This window comes from Kitasatospora sp. NPDC048715 (assembly GCF_043198905.1).
Classification (GTDB): Bacteria; Actinomycetota; Actinomycetes; order Streptomycetales; family Streptomycetaceae; genus Kitasatospora; species Kitasatospora lactacystinica.
Window position 1 is genome coordinate 143571 of the sequence record NZ_JBICVH010000006.1, and the last position, 15637, is coordinate 159207.

A 15637-nucleotide genomic window follows, 5' to 3' on the forward strand; every position below is an offset into this window, starting at 1 on the left:
ATCGAAGCTGGTGGTGGAAACCGTGCCCTTCACCGTCACCGCCCGCCACGATCTGCTCGAGGACCCTGAGCTGTTCGGCCTCCGAACGGCGACGGACGGAACCCGAGGTCACTTCCCCGGCATCAGCGCCGAGCCGTTGGCGGTCGAGACCGCCGCACAGACGGTGACTGCCACGTTCGGCGCCCGCGGCTTCCGTTCCGCGAGCGTCACTGCCCTGAGCATGGCGGGCGCGGGGCTACCGCCGCGGTACCGCTATCGCGCCCGCATAATCAGCGCCCGATTCGACCGGCCGTTCGGCTTCCTCGCCGTCCACCGCACCTCACGACTCGTCCTCAACGCCGGCTGGATCACCGAACCCGACACCTTCGATGAATCGTCCCGGGAATGGTGAGCCCGTGAAGCAACGGACGGCACGGGACAGCGCCGGACCGCCGGGTACGGGGCGAGGGATGCCCGCCCGAAGCGGCGCGAGTGCGACGGTGTCGTGGCGGCGAAGGAGCTTGCTCGCCGACCGCTCCTCGGGGTCATGGTGCCCGCTCGGCAGGTGGCCACCGCTGCGCCGGTGCGCAGCCAGACCAGTCGCCGAACAGAGCTACCCGCTGTGGGACGAGGAGGACACCGAGCCTCTGCCGGTGCCGGTCCTCGCCGACCCGGACGTCCTGGCCGCACTGCTCGCGCTGCTGCTGGCCGGGGACTTCGACGCCGTGAGGCCGGCCACCGCCGAGTGGAACCACGCGCCCGCCCAGCGCACCGCCGTCCTGGAGCACGCCCAGCGGGCTGGCCGCGCGTGGCCGAGCTGGCCCTGCGGGCGGCGAGCACCCCGGTGCCCGCCGCCCCGCGCTCGACCTCCGCGACGACTGGCCCGCCGAGGCCCGCCGGCTGGGCGAGGACCTGGCCGCCCTGTGGGGCGGCGCCGACCCGCTGCCCGACCTCGCGCCCGGATCGCCCATCACCCGGCGCACCTACGCCCGGCACTTCCGCACCTGAACCGGCGGGCCGATGCCCAGTTTCGTCCATGCCGGCCCGACGAGGCGACGCCCGGGGGAACACGGGGACGGCCCCGCCGGGCACGGCCCATCATTTGGTTCAACGACAGGGCTGCGCCCTCAGCGCACGACAAGCACCCGAGACCGGCCGACGGCAGGAACCGACACCGCGCCGCGCCGCCGACGGTACGACAGGTGGTCAGGGGTTGTGGCCGTCGCGTACGACTTCTTCGGCTTCTTCCAACGCTTCGACGACCACCTTGCGGACGTCGGGGTGGGGTGGGTGGCGTGGCGGTGCAGGAAGTCGAGGATCTGAGGTGCGCAGTCGGCAAGTTGGGGGACGAGGAAGCAGACGGCGTCGAACCGGTCGAGGTCGGCCGGTTCGGCAGTGCGCAGGATGTCGGGGACGGCGTCCAGAATCCGGGCGCGGCAGTACGCGGCGGTGTCGACCGCTCTGCCGCCGACGAGGACCGTGGACCCTGGGGTCCTGGCGCTGAGGATCCCCTCCAGGATTCCCAGCGCGGCGCTGCTCAGCCGCCCGCCGGCGCGGGCGTGCCCGGCGAGGAAGTCCGCGCGGGGCGCGGCCGCTGTGTAGAGCTGTCCCTGGTTGGCGACCTGGCAGTAGAGGACCGAGCGGGCACCGTCGCTCTCCTCGACCCCACCGGGCAAGGCCGCAAGCGCTGGACCATGCGATGGAAGCCCGCACTCCAAGCCTTCGACATCGCTTTCGGCGGCCGCCGATAATGCACATCACACGCGTTACACCGTTGCCTGGGCTCTGTCCCGTAATCGGCTCTGTCCCGATTACAGGACAGAGCCGTTGGCTGGACAGGCCCCACCGGGGGACCGCTCTTCGACGGGGGCCGCCCGGACGGAGGCCCGGCACCGATCGGCGTCCGGGGAGTCATCGGATCCGCACGGACGTGACGGTGTCGAGCCGGACGGACGGGTCAGACGGTCGCGGCCGGGGCGGGCTCGGTGGAACCGGCCTGCCGGTGCGCGTACCGCTCCTGGGCCAGCGCCTCCACCCGCTTGCGGAACGCCGACTCCGGCCCCGTGCCCCACTCGTGCATCATCACCAGCAGCTGGTTGAGCACCGTGTCGTACTCGACGAGCGTGCTGCTGCCCTCCGGGATCCGGCTCGCCAGCTGCGAGAGCCGCTCGTAGTCGCCGTCGGCCGTCAGTTTGGCCCTGAAGTTGGCGACGTACGTCGAGAGCTTGTCGCCCTTGGCGTAGTTCAGCTTGTTCCTGATCAGCGCGGTGTGCGATTCCGCGATGGTGGCGCTCTCCCGGGCGAGCAGTGCTTCGAGTTCGCCGATCCGGGCCGTCCGGTGCTTGGCCAGGGCGATGGCCTCCGCCTCGCTCATGCTCAGCGGGAGCATCAGCATGACCGCCGAGTTCCCGTACGTCCGGTGCGTGGCGACGTGCGTGAGCTCGTGGACCAGCGACCCCGTGCGCTCGACGGTCCCGTCCGGCTGGGTGAGCCCGTGCTTGACCGTGTAGGCCTGCCCCGCCGGCCCGCCGAGCTTGGCACCCGCGCCACCGGCCTCGAAGTTGACCTGGTCCGTGCCGGTCAGCACCTCGGTCAGGATCCGCTTCAGGGTGCCGTCCGTCAGCGTGTCGCGCAGCGCCTCGATCCGCGCCAGGTCCCGGCGGACGAGGTAGGCCTTCTGCTCCGGGGTCAGCGCGTGGACCGCCCGGCTCATGAGGTCCTGGACCAGTGCGCTGAGAACTCCGAGGTCCTTGCCGTCCGGCGTCGCCGCGTGCCTCGCGAGCAGGTCGTTCGCCTCCATGAGGTGGACGAACCCGCCGGACTCGTCGTCGCGCCGCTGGTAGCGCTCCAGGCAGTCGTAGATGGGCTGCTCCTGCCGGGCCTGGCGCATGGCGGTCTCGACGGCGACGTCCAGGGCCATCCCGTTCTTCTCGGTGGCCGCCTCGTTCATGAGATCGAAGGTCGCGTCCTTGCGCGGGCCGTCCTTCAGCTCCCCCTGGGCCTTGAGGCAGAGTTGGACGATCGTCTCCAGTTGCTGCGAGCGGGCGGAGAACTGCTGTTCCGGAATCGCGTGGAACCGCTCCAGCGCCGCGTCCAGCTTCTTCAGCGCACTGGGACGGATGCTCTTCTTCACAGCGCTCCGCTGTTTGAAGGCCTCCACGCTCATCAGACGGGCGATCGGCAGGGCCTCCGAGGGCCGGCTCCCCCGTTCGGGGGCCGGCACCGCCGAGGCCGGCGCCACCGTGGCCGTCCCGCTCCCCGCCATCACCCGCCGGGCGTTGGCCTCGGCTTCGCGTTCGAAGCGGTCGGAGGGGTCGGACACCCGCAGACCCGCGCCGTTGTCCGTGCCCGCGACCGGACCCCGGCGCTGCTGGATGACGTGCGTCAACTCGTGGGCCAGGGTGTGCTTGTCGCCGCCACCGTCACCGAGCACCACATGGTGGCCACTGGTGTAGGCACTGGCGCCGACCTCGGCGGCGGAGGCCTTGGCGGCGCTGTCGTCATGGATCCGGACGTCGGAGAAGTCGGCGCCGAAGCGGTTCTCCATCTCGGTGCGGGTCGCACCGTCGAGCGGCCGACCGCCGGTCCGCAGAACCTCGAACACGGTGGAGCGCTGCACCGCGAACCGTGCCGAATCCCCCTGTGCGAGGTGCCCGGCGTGCAGCACCCCGCCCCGGCGCATCATCTGCACGACGGCGGCGTTCCCGACCGAGCCCTGGAGCGCGAGCAGGCTCCGCCCGGTCGCCGGAATCTCCGCCGCCGGCCGCCTGGGCGCAGCCGTACGCTGCGCCGCCTGCAGTCCGGCCCGTTGGTCGTCGCGTTCCTGTGCTCGCACTGCCGCTCCTGACCCCGGGTGGCGACGACGTGGCCGGGTCGCCACGGTGGCCACCGCACACTCACGGCCCAGGATCCCACCCGGCTCGCCCCGCAAGGACGGCCGTGCCCCAAAGGGCAGCGAACTCTGCCCGAAAGCCCCTCGCCCGCCGGGCAGCACCGATTCCTCGGCCGCCGACTTCGGCCGGCTCTCCGGAACGACCGCCCACGGCGGGAGCGGGTCGGCCAGGGGCGGGTCGGCCAGGGGCGGCGCCCGTCACGCCCGGCCGGTCGAACCTGCCGTCCACCGGTCGGTGGACGGCACGGGCGGGACTACCGGCAGCGGGTCCGGTTCGGGCGCGCCGCCCGCCTGCCAACTCGCCGACGGGACACTTCCGTGGTTTGCCGACGAATCACCTCACAATGGGTCGCAACTCGACTACGGAAGGCGACATCATGCCGATGATCCTCATCAAGGGCAGCTACCTGATCAAGGGCTTCGAACCGGACGGCGACACCATCCGCTTCCTCCCCGACGACCCCACCCTCTGGTCCAAGGTCCCCGGCGGGGTCAAGGTGAGGGACGGCGGCGCCAGCTTGCGGCTGGACGGGATCGACGCCCTGGAGACGCACTACCAGGGCGTCGGCCCCGAGTTCGCCCACCAGCCGCTCGACCTGGGCGCCCACGCCGCCCGGAATGTCCTGCTGGCCTGGCTGGGCTTCACCGACGTCCAGCGGGGAGGGGACGAGAAGGTCACCTCCGCCACCCCGGAGACCGTATCCGGGTACATCCTCGCCAGCGGCGCCGACAAATTCGGCCGCTGCGTCGCGTTCGTCGGCAGGGGCACGCCGGACCCGGACACCGCGAGCGGAACGTCGGTCATGGTCACCGTCCCGATGGTGCACCAGACCGCCAACCACGAACTGCTGTCCCGTGGCCTGGTCTACCCGACGTTCTTCTCGAACCTGCCGGAGGAACTGCGCGTCGACATGGCCGCCACCGCCCGACAGGCACGGGCCACGAAGGCGCCCGACAGCGTCTGGGCCAACGACGTCACCCACACCGGCGCCGTGATCGAGGACCTGGGCAGCCTCACCGACCAACTGGTCATCCTGCCGAAGCTGTTCCGCAGCCTGGCCGACTACCTGCGGCTCTTCGGCCCCTCCCTCGACGCCTTCCCCGCCTTCCTGGCCGGCAAGGACGACGAGTACTTCTTCTCCGACCCGAGGTTCACGACCAAGGGCCTGCAGCACGTCGTCGACGTCATCGGCAACACCGTCAAGCTGCGCCCCGCCATCGAGGACATCGTCTTCCTCGAGAAGTGAACGGGAGGACGCCCACCAGGCCACCCACTGCCGACTTCCGCGGCCTCTCCGAGCACCTCACCGGTACGGCCCCGCTCGACGCCCGGCTCTCCGACGCCTTCCAGCAACGCGTCCTCGCCGCCTACCCCGCCGATCTCCCCCGCGTGCTCACCGCCTGGACCACCGCGACGGGCGCGCCGGACCCGGGCAAGGCCCTCCAGGACGCCCTGGACGCCGACGCCGCGCTCGCGCTCACCGCGCGCCGTGATCACGGTCTGGTACACCGGGCTGTTCCCCCACCCGGACGAGACGCCGGATCCCCCCGGCACCTCCGCGCAGTGGCGCTCCGGCCTGATCTGGAGCGTGATCGAGGCCCACCCGGGCTCCGCCGCACCGCAGCCGCCCCAGCCCAGCGGGTACGGCCACTGGACCCAGCACCCCTGAGCGAGCGAGGAACCGACCCCATGGACTTCGATTTCGACCTGGTCGTGGTGGGCGCCGGCGTCGCCGGGGCGCTCACCGCCTGCACCGTGAAGGCCGCGAAAACCCGGCGCCCCGCGTCCTGATCCTGGACGCCGGGAACAACGGCCTCGACGAGACGCAGCGCGCCGCGTTCGTCGAGGCCTACCAGCTCTCCCCCGGCAAGGGCGTCCCGACGCCGTACGCCGATCTGCCGAACAACAAGGACGGCTTCGCCCCCTCCCAGGACGGTGTCGGCAATCCGGTCGTGATGAACCAGTACTACGACCAGAGCGGAACCACCGACCTGTTCAAGAGCGGCTTCCAGCGCATGACCGGCGGCAGCACCTGGGCCTGGCGCGGCAACACCCCCCGCTGGCTCGCCAACGACTTCCGGCTGAACACCGTCTACGGTCGCGGAGCGGACTGGCCCTTCGACTACGACGAGTTGGAGCCCTACCTCGTCCGGGCCGAACAGGAGTTGGGCGTCTCGGGCGACGACGCCGAGTGGGCGTCCCTGACCCGGCGCAGCACCGACTTCCCGATGCCGGCCATCGCCCCGAGCTACGGGGACCTGGTCGTCCGCGAGGCGCTGGCCGGCATGCCGCCGATCGACAACGTCGACGTGGTCCCGATCACGACCCCGCAGGCCCGCAACTCCCGGGAGTACCAGGGGCGCAGCTCCTGCCAGGGCAACTCCAGCTGCCTGCCGATCTGCCCGTCCGGGGCCAAGTACGACGCCGGGCACCACGTCGGCAAGGCGGTCGCGCTCGGCGTCGACCTCAAACCCGCGTGCGTGGTGACCAAGGTGGTGCCCCAGCAGGACGGCTCCTCCACCGTCGTGTTCAAGGACTGGACCACCGCCGACCTCGCCGAGCAGAGCGTCACCACCCGGCAGCTGGTGCTGGCCCTCAACGCGGTCGAGATCCCCAGGCTCTGGCTGATCTCGGGCCTGCGGAACACCAGCGACCAGGTCGGCCGCAACCTGATGGACCACCCCACCGACGAGGTGGTGGGCCTGCTCGCCGAGCCGGTCTTCCCGTTCCGCGGTCCGCAGAGCACGCTCGGCATCGAGAACTTCCGGGACGGCCTGTTCCGCAAGGACACCGGGGGCTTCCGGATGACGATCGGCAACGACGGCTGGGGCCGTACCCAGTCACCGGAGGCCGCGCTCGACGCCCTCATGTGGGACAAGGCCGCCCGGAAGATCCTGCTGACCGGCGCGAAGCTCCAGGAGGCCGTCAACCACCGCGTCACCCGGATGCTGCGGTTCAGCTACTCCACGGAGCAGCTGCCCGACCCGGACAACCGGGTCACGCTCTCCGACAAGCTCGACGTCCTCGGCCTGCCCCGCCCGAAGATCGCCTACCGGGTCGACGCCTACTCCAAGGCCGCGCTCACCTACGGCCACAGCGTCGCCCACCGGATCTGGCAGTACCTCGAAGGCACCGTCGGCGCCACGGAGATCGCCCCCGCCGCCCCGGCCGGGACGTACAAAGGCTCCGGCCACCTGATGGGCACCATGCGGATGGGGACCGCCGCGGCGGACTCCGTGGTCGAACCGTCCGGTCAGTCCCACGACCACCCGGGCGTCTGGGTCGTCGGCTCCGCCGTGTTCCCCACCGGTGGCACCTCCAACCCCACCCTCCAGCTGGCCGCCGTCACCCTGCGCACCGCCGACGCCCTCGCCGCCGCCCTGTAGGGCGGCGGGGCTGCCGAACGACCGGGGTGCGGCACCTCCGAGGGTGCCGCGCACCGGTCGTTCTGTGCTCGGCCCGCATCCACCACCCGGCGGCCGTGGCGGAAGAGGGAGCGCGGGGAGGTGTTCGGCGGCATCGGAGAGGAAGACGTGCAGCGGCGCCGGCTGTTCGGGCTGGTCGGTCACCGGTCGCCGCCGGCGGCGCGCACCCGGGCGAAGACATCGCTGGCCGGGGTCCACTGCTGGCCGCCGATGGGGGAGGCGAGGGAGGCCATCGCCTGCCCATCGCCGGTGCCGGAGACGATGAGCTCGCGGATGAACTCGGCGAGGGCGGCGAAAACGAGGAAGACGAGTCGGCCGCGGTGTGGTGGTGTCCAGACGCTCGTGCAGCGAGCAGCAGGCTGCCACCGGACCGGCGCCGATATCCTCGCGGACGTGATCTACGAGGGAACGACAGGCATGGATGAGGGCGCACCGACAACAGCGCGCCTCCGCGACGTGCTGAACCGTGCCGGGCGCGTCGTGATCGCCGAAGGATCTCCCGACGAGGCGGACTCCACCGGCGTGGCGCGGATCGTGGTGACCGGTGCTGAGATTGCAGAGCTGGCCCGAGTGCTGTCCATTGTGGACGGCGGTACCGGCGACCGATGCCTGTGCAACGGCTGGCCCAGGATCACAGTGCACGACGTCGAGGGCAAGCCGATCGCCTGTTGGACGCTGCACCACCAATCCCGTCTTCGAGGAATCGGTGACTGCGATGCGACCTTCAGGACGGTCCAGCACTCACCGAGTGGCTGGCGGAACGAGGCCTGACCGGGCCGCGAGATGTTCAGGCAGAGCTGGCCGTGCGAGAGGCCGAGGAGGACCGGCGCCGACTGCGTTGGCTCCAGGCCGCGCCCGCCGGGCTGCACCACGCGGCCATGGCGGTCTCCAACCCGCCGGGGCGGGACCTGGAAGCCTGGTCAGATCGGCTTCGCGACGCCGAGGCACAGCTCGCCATGCTCGTCCACGACGGCTATTCCGACGGGATCGAGCGGATCCGTGCCCTGCTGGCATGGGCCGGGGTTCCCGCCAGGGAGTCCACCGGGGGCCTGAAGTGGTATGACCTGGCAGTCCAGCAGCTGCTGCTCGCCGAGGACCCCGACCTCATCGTCGCGGCGCTTGCCACCGGCACGCCGAGCCCGGGCCAGTTCGACGGCGCGGCCCAGCTCTTCAGCTCATTCGAGTGGACCACCGCACACGGCAAGGACCTGCCCGAGCCGCTGCGGTCGATGCTGATTGCGCACATCCAGGCAGACGGCACCGGCCCCATGAGGTTCCGGGTGCGCCATGGCTACTACGGTGGCGAGCGATCTGCCTGACAGGACGGCGCCCGCTCGAATACGGCGGAGCGGTCGGTGTCGGTCACCCACAGCGGGACGATCCCGTGCTCGGCGGTCGCGCGGGAGCGGCGGCGGACGGTGTGGGTGGTGATCGGTGAGTACTGGGCCTCCCAGCCGATCCGCCGGCCGTCGTCGCCGGTGACGAGGACGTCGGTGCGGATCCACCCGTCGGTCGCGCGTGCCTCGACCTCGGCGTGCAGGCCGTGACGTTCGGCGGCCGGGCAATCCGCTCCTTCATCGTGGTGCTTTCGCGCTCTCCTCGGCCTGGCAGATCCGGTGGCGCGTGGCAGGCGGCAGCCGCGCGAATGGCCGTAACGACGGCGAGAGATCTTGATGGAAGGCCCCTGGTTGCAGGCCTGGCGGGCGGTGGCCTGGGCCATGGGGAGGTCGATGGCCTCGCCGTGGTCGTGCTCGCGCTGCTCACCGGTGGTGCTGGTCAGGAAGTCGCGCCGGTCCGCGGCATCCTGTACCGCGGCCGCTGTCCACCGCACCACCCGAATCGCCTGACACGACGGCCACGGGGTGGAAGCATGACCCGCGACCGGACGGAGACATGTTGGCGGAGCAAGGTTGGGACCGGCGGCGCATCCAGACTGCCGTGATCGGCGACGAGCACAGCGACACCCCCGTCGCCCTACCGCTGGAAGCGATCGAGGTCGACGCCTTCCGACGCGCCCACCACGGTGACACCTTCCGGTGCGGTGTCCTGCTCGGGGGCTGCGGCAAACAGCTCACCACCAAGCTCTACATCGACAGAGCCTGTCACTTCGCGCACTACCCGGAACCCGGATGCCTGCCCACGGTGTGCCGCCGCGCATCGACGGGCGTCTCCAGCGCCGACCACCTCTACATCAAGCAGGGCATGGCCCGCTGGCTCGCCCGACGCGGCGTCGACATCGCCGCACAGGTCCCGGCCGGCGGCACCGGCACGATCGTGCTCAGCGAACCGACCACCGGCGCCGGCTGGTGGATCCACCTGCCCTCCGCAGCCCGGACGCACGACCGACCCGCCGACGAGACACCGCCGATGCGCACCCTGCTGACCGAGGATCACCCTGCCGGCGCGCAACTCCACAAACAGGGCTTCGTTCACCGAATCAGGTGTGAAGCGGCGGGCACCGAGCGGCTCGTCAAGGTAGGAACCCAGGTCGGCACAGCGGCTGGCCCCATGGAGTGGTTCGACCTCGCCGACTGCTCGCTGACCCGCGACGGGCTCATCACACCGACCCTCGCCCGGCATCGGAACAGAAAACCGACAGCCAAGACCGGACGCCGCCCAGAGGAACCAGCACTCGAACCCGAGGCTCGCGAACTCATCAAAGCCCTGCGCAAGGCATGCCGCCAGCGCAACGCCGGACAGGCGGAGGAACTGACCGACCGCGCCTTCCAGCTGTGCCTGCAAGCCGAGGGCGCCACCCGCACAGCCCTGCGCACCGCCGTAACGGACGCCAAGGCCTGGCTACGCAGCGTGGACCCCGCCGACCGACAGAAGGCCGCCTTCTCCGAACTCAAGCGGCTCACCCGGACAGGCACACCGCAGCAGCTGTCCGCATCCCTGCACAAAGTGATGCAGTTGACGCCCAAGACCCGGGACCTGGGTGAGCGCAACACCCTTCACGCAGCCCGCGCCCGCTTGGCAGAACTTGCCCAGCCCGCCATCGAGACACCCACTGCCGTACTCCTGGAAGCCCCTCCCCCATCCGCCTTCACCGACCCGGACACCCCCGACCAACCGCCTGCCTCACAGCCCGAACCCGCCAACCCGGGCGACGACTTCCCACAACCACCGCCCAAACCCCCCGCAGCCGACGGCCAGACCGCGACGAAGGCCCTGGGCAACGACAACGAACCGAACGAACGCCCCACCCAGAAGCGTGCGCCACGACCCGAGACCGCACCGCAGCGGACCTGGCTCGAGCCGCAGACACCCCGAGCACGTGAACGGCGAGAAGCCCTGACAGCGCTGCGCGCCCGACTCACCGACCTGACCACAAACGGCTACGACCTCGACGCCGAACACCTCGGCGCGATCGTCGCCGAACTCACCCGCCTCACCGAAACCGCCGGCACTCTGCCGGGCTACGAGGCGCAGGCCGTGCGCACCTGGACCAGACGCCTGGCCGAACTGAAGCACACGCTGGCCGAAGGACCGACGACGTCGAACACCACCGCCCCACCCACCCCGGCCCGGGACAGCCACGATCGCCTGCACACCCTTGCTCGCACCGTACGGAGCCATCTCCAACAGCAGGCCAGAAACCGGAGCACGACCACACTCTCCCGGCTGCGCAATTCGGGAGTCGCCCTTCCCCACCTCGACCACGCCGAGCTGCCCGACCTCCTGGCACTCGTCGACAGGGACACCCCGCCCGACGAGCCGTTGCTCGCCGGGCTTCTCACCACGGTCACCGGGCAGCCGCACCCACTCCTGCCCCGGGTCCTGGAGCGGGCAGGCCGCACGGCGCCCGCGGACGGCGAGGACTTCCGCGTGCCGTGGGCTGTCGACGTCCTGCGCCTGTACCAGGTGTGGCGTCACAGGTCCGGCGAGTAGCACGGCACCATCAGCCGGTCGAATCACCCCAGCACGTCGGCGGGTAGGCCCGCCTGACAGGCTGGCACGTCGTCCGCCCACATCGGCTGACCCCCGCCTGCGCGGGGAGCACAGGTGGTCAGTGCGCCCATCGGGTCATCCGTTCGGCTGACCCCCGCCTGCGCGGGGAGCACAGGTGGTCAGTGCGCCCATCGGGTCATCCGTTCGGCTGACCCCCGCCTGCGCGGGGAGCACGGTTTTCGCGGCCCGGGACGCACGCGGCCCGGCGGCTGACCCCCGCCTGCGCGGGGAGCACGTGAAGAAGGGCCGGCTCGGCATCGGCGCGGCCGGCTGACCCCCGCCTGCGCGGGGAGCACCCTTCGCGACCTGCGCCATTCCTACGACTTTGCCATTCCTTGACTATCTTTCAATGCTGTGGCGGCGATCAAGGTAAGGCCATCGAAGTCGAACGCGTGTCGTCTCTGCTCTCCTGCAGTCGTCAGGACGAAGCCCTGCTCGTTGGCCTCTGGGTAGGCCAGAGCTGCGGCTCCGGTGCCGATGCAGTTGCTGACAGCGCTCCATAGTTCCTGTCGGACCCTGGCGGAGACCGTTCCGATATACAGGTATGGCGTGACCTCCAGAAGCCAGCGGGTCAGCGCACCGCGTACGTGATCGGGTACGGCTGTGACGGAGATGACGATCATTGAGGCCATGCCGCACCTCGCCTCGGGGGTGCGACGTCTGGCAGTCGACTCACAGGTCCCCACCGTTGGCGTAGTTGACACCGCCGGGCAGCGCTCCGCCAACCGGATCCCACAGGTCCACGAGCTGCTCGTCCGGGTCCGGGGTTTCGATGTCCTGGTCCGGCGCGAGCAGCCTCTGGATGTCCGTGACGATCCGTGGCAGCAGTCGGAAGAGCCGCAGTCCGTCCCGGAACCTGCGGCGGGCCTCGGCCTCCGGGTGAGGAGACGCGTGGAGGGAGAAGGCGAGCGGGATGGTGAGCTCGGCCTTGTAGAGGTCCGCGATGTCGTAGACGAAAGCCTGCTGGTTGCCACTGTGGACGAAACCGAGCGCCGGTGAGCAGCCGAGTGCGAGGAGCGCGGCGTGGACGATGCCGTAGAGGCAGGTGTTGGCGGATGAGAGGGCGAGGTTGACGGGGTCCTGGGTGTCCCAGGAGTTGGGGTCGTAGTTTCGGCGGAAGCGGCCGATTCGGTACTGCTGGGCGAGCAGGCGGTAGTGGGCCTTGATGCGTTGGCCTTCGAGGCCGCGAAGTTTGTTGAGACTGCTGCCGGGAGGGGCGGTGCCGCGTCCGAAGCGTTGTTCGTACATGGCGGTGGCGACAGTCAGACGTGTGGTGCCGTCGGCCCAGGCTCGGGCTTGGCGTTCGAGCCAGATGGTGCTGAGGGAGTCGGGGACGGTGGCGGCGTAGCAGCGCACGCCGCCGGACCCGGTGGCGACGACGGTGGTGCCGTGGCGGGCCAGGGTGCTCAGGGCACGGGCGGTGATGGAGGTGCCGGGGCCAAGGAGGACACAGCTGAGTGCGGCGGTCGGAAGGTAGACGGTTTCAGTGCCTCGCTGGGGGCTGGTGACCTCGGCGCATACTCCGGTGTCGTCCTGGACGATGCGGACGATGTCGAGATAGAGGAAGGACAGCGAGTCGGCGATGCGGGGCAGCATCGCGACGGTGGGTGCGGCCAGTTTGCGGCGGGCGCCGTTGGGGTCGGGCTGGCGGGCGGTCACTGGTCGTCCCGGTGGGGGGCGAGGCTGAGCAGGCCGCAGCCGTAGGCCTTGCCCTTGCCGATTCCGGCGGTCAGGCGGGTGCGTAGGAGTTCGGGGTCGGTGATGCGGGCGATGCCCTCGAAGAGGACGCGGTCGTGTTTGATGTGGTGCTGGTCGCTGCGGCGGGTGCCGCGGGCGGCGTCGAGGGGCTCGGAGCGCAGGGCTGTGAGTTGCAGGCCTGCGCCGTCGGCCTGGCGGGTCCACCAGTCGTCGGCTGCGGCTCCGCGCAGTGGGACGACGGCGCTCAGGTTGTAGAGCTCGCGGGTGGTGCGTCCGGGTTTGCGGATGGGGTTGGCGGCGATGCGGTAGCGCACCGCGAGTCCCTCGCGCATGGCGGCCAGGAGCGGGGCGAGGGACTTGGTGGCGCCACGGCCGTAGCCGGGGGGAAGCCGTGTCAGGTCGGGCTGCACGCTGCTCTGCAGGAGGATCTGGTGGCCGCCGTCGGCCGCCGGTTCGGTGCGGAACAGGACACCGAGATTCTGCCGGGCGGCGGTTTCCACGGCGCGGTCGGGGAAGAGCGCCATGAGGCGGTGGTGGAGATCGACGGCGTTGGTGCCGTCGCGGCGCGCTTCCCGGCTGCGCTGGTCGGGGGCGATGCGGGTCAGCCACAGGTTCATGGACGGGTGCTTTCGGGGCGGCGCCGGTCGGCGGCACGGTCGAGGTGGTCGCTGAGGGCGGTGAGGTAGGCGGTGCCGAGGCCGGCGCACCGGTCGGCGGGCAGGGTGAGGGTGCGCTGGTAGCGGGGGCGGGCGCGGTAGGCGCGGTGGCGCGGGTGGAAGGTGGACGGCTCGTCGGTCACCTGGCCCGCCGGATGCGCCCCGTCCTCACCGGGGTCGCCGCCGTGGCTGAGGGTGGTGAGCGGGCGGTCGCCGTGGAAGACGACATCGACGTTCGCGGCGCTCGCGGGTCGGCGGCGGGCGATCGGCAGGCCGATCAGGTGCCGGGTGGCGTCGTCGAACAGTCCGAGCAGCAGCGGGCCCTCGGGCGGGCAGGAACGGCGGCCGAGGAACGGCGGCCACCTCGGCGCGTCGAGGGCGTCGGCGCACGTGGCGAGCACGGCCGGGTCGCCGGTGATCGCCGCGGTGAACGCCGCGTCGGCGAGGTAGTGGCGGTGCGACAGGAGCGTGGACGATGCTCCGGGCCGCTTCTTGCCGTCAGCGGTGGTGACCGTCGCGCCGGGCGGCAGGCCGCCACCGACGGTGTGCAGGTCGCGCAGCAGGACGCCGGGCCGGTCGACGCGCACGGTCAGCGACAGCCCGACCAGGTCGGTGATGTCCGCGCCGCGCTCGCGGCCAAGCGCGGCGGCGAGCAGGCCGATGACACCCGAGCGGGTCGGGAACGGTGCGGTGTCGCGCTCGTTGAACTGGCTCCGCTCGCCCCAGGACTGCAACGGCCCGGCCAGGTGCAGCAGCAGCCCCCGCCCGCCGGGGGCCGGGCGGGGGGCGGGCAGGTACGCGTTCACGCGTCGACCGTCTCGCGCGCGTACACCGCGTCCAGGGCGGCGTCGATGAGAGCGGGGAAGGACTCGACGTGCTTGCCCAGCCCGGTCAGGTCCTTGTCCTCCAGGCTCGCCCAGCCGGCGAAGACCCGGCCGCGGCCGCCGAGCAGCCGGTCCGCCGCCGTGGCGTAGCGGGCGAGTGCGGCGCGGGAGGGGAGGGCGTAGCCGCCGTCGGCGTGCGAGCGGACGGGCTGCTCGAACGCGGCGGCGTAGGACAGCGGGCGGTCGGCGCGCACGGCGACGTGGGCGAGGTCGGGAATGGTGTGGGGGGCGGTGGCGGTCTTCTTCGCGCGGGGCAGGGAGAGCAGGAACGCCTCGGCGAAGCCGCCCGCGAGCTCTCGGGCGGCGGCCGGGTCGCCGCCGAGGTTGCGGGCGAGGTCGGCGAGGTCGACGGTGGCGTAGCGGTAGAAGACGCCGGCGCTGAACTCGGCGGTGCCCATGTGGGCGCTGCCGGTGGTGTCGCCCCAGGCGGAGGTGACGTCGTCGACGGCGGAGAAGTAGTCGAGTTCGACGTCGGTGCCGTGGGTGGTGAGGGCGTGGGCGACCTGGACCGCGCCGTCGACGCCGGCGTCGTCGACTTCGGCGAGCATCCGGCCGAAAAGGTTGATCACGCCGTTGCGGGTGCGCAGGATCGCGTCGATGCGGTCCTTGGGCAGCACGCTCTTGTCGCTGCTCTTCTTGATGTTCTTGGCGGCGGCGAGCGCGTCGCGGTGTTCGACGGCGAGTGCGGCGAGTTCGGCGACCGCGCTCTCGGGCACGTAGACCATCGCGTTGGTGGTCACGACCGGGGTGTCCTTGGACGTCTCGAACTTGATGCTGCTGCCCGCCGCGGTGTGCTGGCCGGCGCGCTGCGCGAGGTCCTCGGGCCAGCCGTGCTCGTCCTGCAGCAGGCGCGTGACGCGCGCGCCGATGCGGCGGGTGCGCAGCGCCCGCTCTCCGAAGCCGTCCTGGAAGTACTCGCGGATGGCGCGCTTCCAGGACTGGCTGCTGACTCGGGTACGGTCGGTGTCGCCGTAGCGCAGCGTCTTGACGGAGTTGTTGTCGTCGCGGTTGAGGTTGGCGAACGGCACGGCCTGGATGACGTGCAGGTCGAGGAAACGCGCGGACGCGGCGTCGGAACGGGAGGGCACTGTTCTTCTCCTGGACTGTGGTGGGAATTCGGTGTGGCAGCGGGGAGGCGGGCGTCACTCGTC

15 protein-coding genes and 1 CRISPR repeat array are annotated in these 15637 nt (G+C 71.3%); of the genes, 7 read left to right on the plus strand and 8 right to left on the minus strand.

Features of this window, described 5'->3' with window-relative positions:
- The first annotated feature begins 10 nt into the window (after window positions 1–10).
- Window positions 11–391, plus strand: a complete 381-nt coding sequence (locus ACGFSC_RS13885; protein ID WP_359896613.1) for a hypothetical protein — start codon at window positions 11–13, stop codon at window positions 389–391.
- Window positions 392–1106: 715 nt separating this feature from the next.
- Here ACGFSC_RS13885 and ACGFSC_RS13890 read toward each other — a convergent pair.
- Complete coding sequence (locus ACGFSC_RS13890; RefSeq protein WP_359896843.1) at window positions 1107–1655, minus strand: hypothetical protein; 549 nt, start codon at window positions 1653–1655, stop codon at window positions 1107–1109.
- A 281-nt stretch (window positions 1656–1936) separates the two neighbouring features.
- Complete coding sequence (locus tag ACGFSC_RS13895) at window positions 1937–3661, minus strand: DUF4157 domain-containing protein (RefSeq protein WP_392863415.1); 1725 nt, start codon at window positions 3659–3661, stop codon at window positions 1937–1939.
- 587 nt (window positions 3662–4248) lie between these two features.
- Here ACGFSC_RS13895 and ACGFSC_RS13900 point away from each other — a divergent pair.
- The 5 genes from ACGFSC_RS13900 (at window position 4249) to ACGFSC_RS13920 (ending at window position 8616) form a co-directional block, all read left to right on the plus strand.
- Window positions 4249–5118, plus strand: a complete 870-nt coding sequence (locus ACGFSC_RS13900) for a nuclease (protein ID WP_359896615.1) — start codon at window positions 4249–4251, stop codon at window positions 5116–5118.
- 243 nt (window positions 5119–5361) lie between these two features.
- Window positions 5362–5541 carry a hypothetical protein gene (locus ACGFSC_RS13905; protein ID WP_359896617.1) on the plus strand — a complete coding sequence of 60 codons (180 nt, stop codon included), beginning with the start codon at window positions 5362–5364 and terminating at the stop codon, window positions 5539–5541.
- A 286-nt stretch (window positions 5542–5827) separates the two neighbouring features.
- Entirely contained in the window at window positions 5828–7258 is a 1431-nt protein-coding gene (locus ACGFSC_RS13910; RefSeq protein WP_359896829.1) for a GMC family oxidoreductase, read from the plus strand.
- Between the two features lie 120 nt (window positions 7259–7378).
- A complete protein-coding gene (locus tag ACGFSC_RS13915) occupies window positions 7379–8068 on the plus strand; it encodes a hypothetical protein (protein ID WP_392863255.1) in 690 nt (229 codons plus the stop codon).
- 32 nt (window positions 8069–8100) lie between these two features.
- Window positions 8101–8616, plus strand: coding sequence for a hypothetical protein (locus tag ACGFSC_RS13920; protein WP_359896620.1), 516 nt, complete (start codon window positions 8101–8103; stop codon window positions 8614–8616).
- On the opposite strand, the gene ACGFSC_RS13925 is transcribed toward ACGFSC_RS13920, so the two are convergent.
- A complete protein-coding gene (locus ACGFSC_RS13925) occupies window positions 8592–9017 on the minus strand; it encodes a hypothetical protein (RefSeq protein ID WP_392863258.1) in 426 nt (141 codons plus the stop codon). The two genes, ACGFSC_RS13920 and ACGFSC_RS13925, sit on opposite strands and share 25 nt — an antisense overlap.
- A gap of 218 nt (window positions 9018–9235) precedes the next feature.
- Between ACGFSC_RS13925 and ACGFSC_RS13930 the strand changes: the two genes are divergently transcribed.
- Complete coding sequence (locus tag ACGFSC_RS13930; protein ID WP_359896622.1) at window positions 9236–11188, plus strand: hypothetical protein; 1953 nt, start codon at window positions 9236–9238, stop codon at window positions 11186–11188.
- An 83-nt stretch (window positions 11189–11271) separates the two neighbouring features.
- Window positions 11272–11544: a CRISPR direct-repeat array (repeat unit 29 nt; unit sequence CGGCTGACCCCCGCCTGCGCGGGGAGCAC).
- Window positions 11545–11565: 21 nt separating this feature from the next.
- On the opposite strand, the gene cas2e is transcribed toward ACGFSC_RS13930, so the two are convergent.
- From cas2e to cas7e, 5 genes are read right to left on the minus strand one after another with little or no spacing between them, the layout of a single operon-like run.
- The gene (gene cas2e, locus ACGFSC_RS13935) at window positions 11566–11880 is read right to left on the minus strand and encodes a type I-E CRISPR-associated endoribonuclease Cas2e (protein ID WP_359896623.1); all 315 of its coding nucleotides are present in this window, start codon (window positions 11878–11880) and stop codon (window positions 11566–11568) included.
- Between the two features lie 40 nt (window positions 11881–11920).
- Window positions 11921–12844 (minus strand): type I-E CRISPR-associated endonuclease Cas1e, encoded by a 924-nt coding sequence (gene cas1e, locus ACGFSC_RS13940; RefSeq protein WP_359896830.1) that lies wholly within the window; start codon window positions 12842–12844, stop codon window positions 11921–11923.
- Window positions 12845–12903: 59 nt separating this feature from the next.
- Window positions 12904–13563 carry a type I-E CRISPR-associated protein Cas6/Cse3/CasE gene (gene cas6e, locus ACGFSC_RS13945; RefSeq protein WP_359896624.1) on the minus strand — a complete coding sequence of 220 codons (660 nt, stop codon included), beginning with the start codon at window positions 13561–13563 and terminating at the stop codon, window positions 12904–12906.
- Window positions 13560–14408, minus strand: a complete 849-nt coding sequence (gene cas5e / locus ACGFSC_RS13950; protein WP_359896626.1) for a type I-E CRISPR-associated protein Cas5/CasD — start codon at window positions 14406–14408, stop codon at window positions 13560–13562. Before cas5e ends, cas6e begins: the two co-directional genes overlap by 4 nt.
- Complete coding sequence (gene cas7e / locus ACGFSC_RS13955; RefSeq protein ID WP_359896627.1) at window positions 14405–15574, minus strand: type I-E CRISPR-associated protein Cas7/Cse4/CasC; 1170 nt, start codon at window positions 15572–15574, stop codon at window positions 14405–14407. Before cas7e ends, cas5e begins: the two co-directional genes overlap by 4 nt.
- Between the last annotated feature and the right edge of the window lie 63 nt (window positions 15575–15637).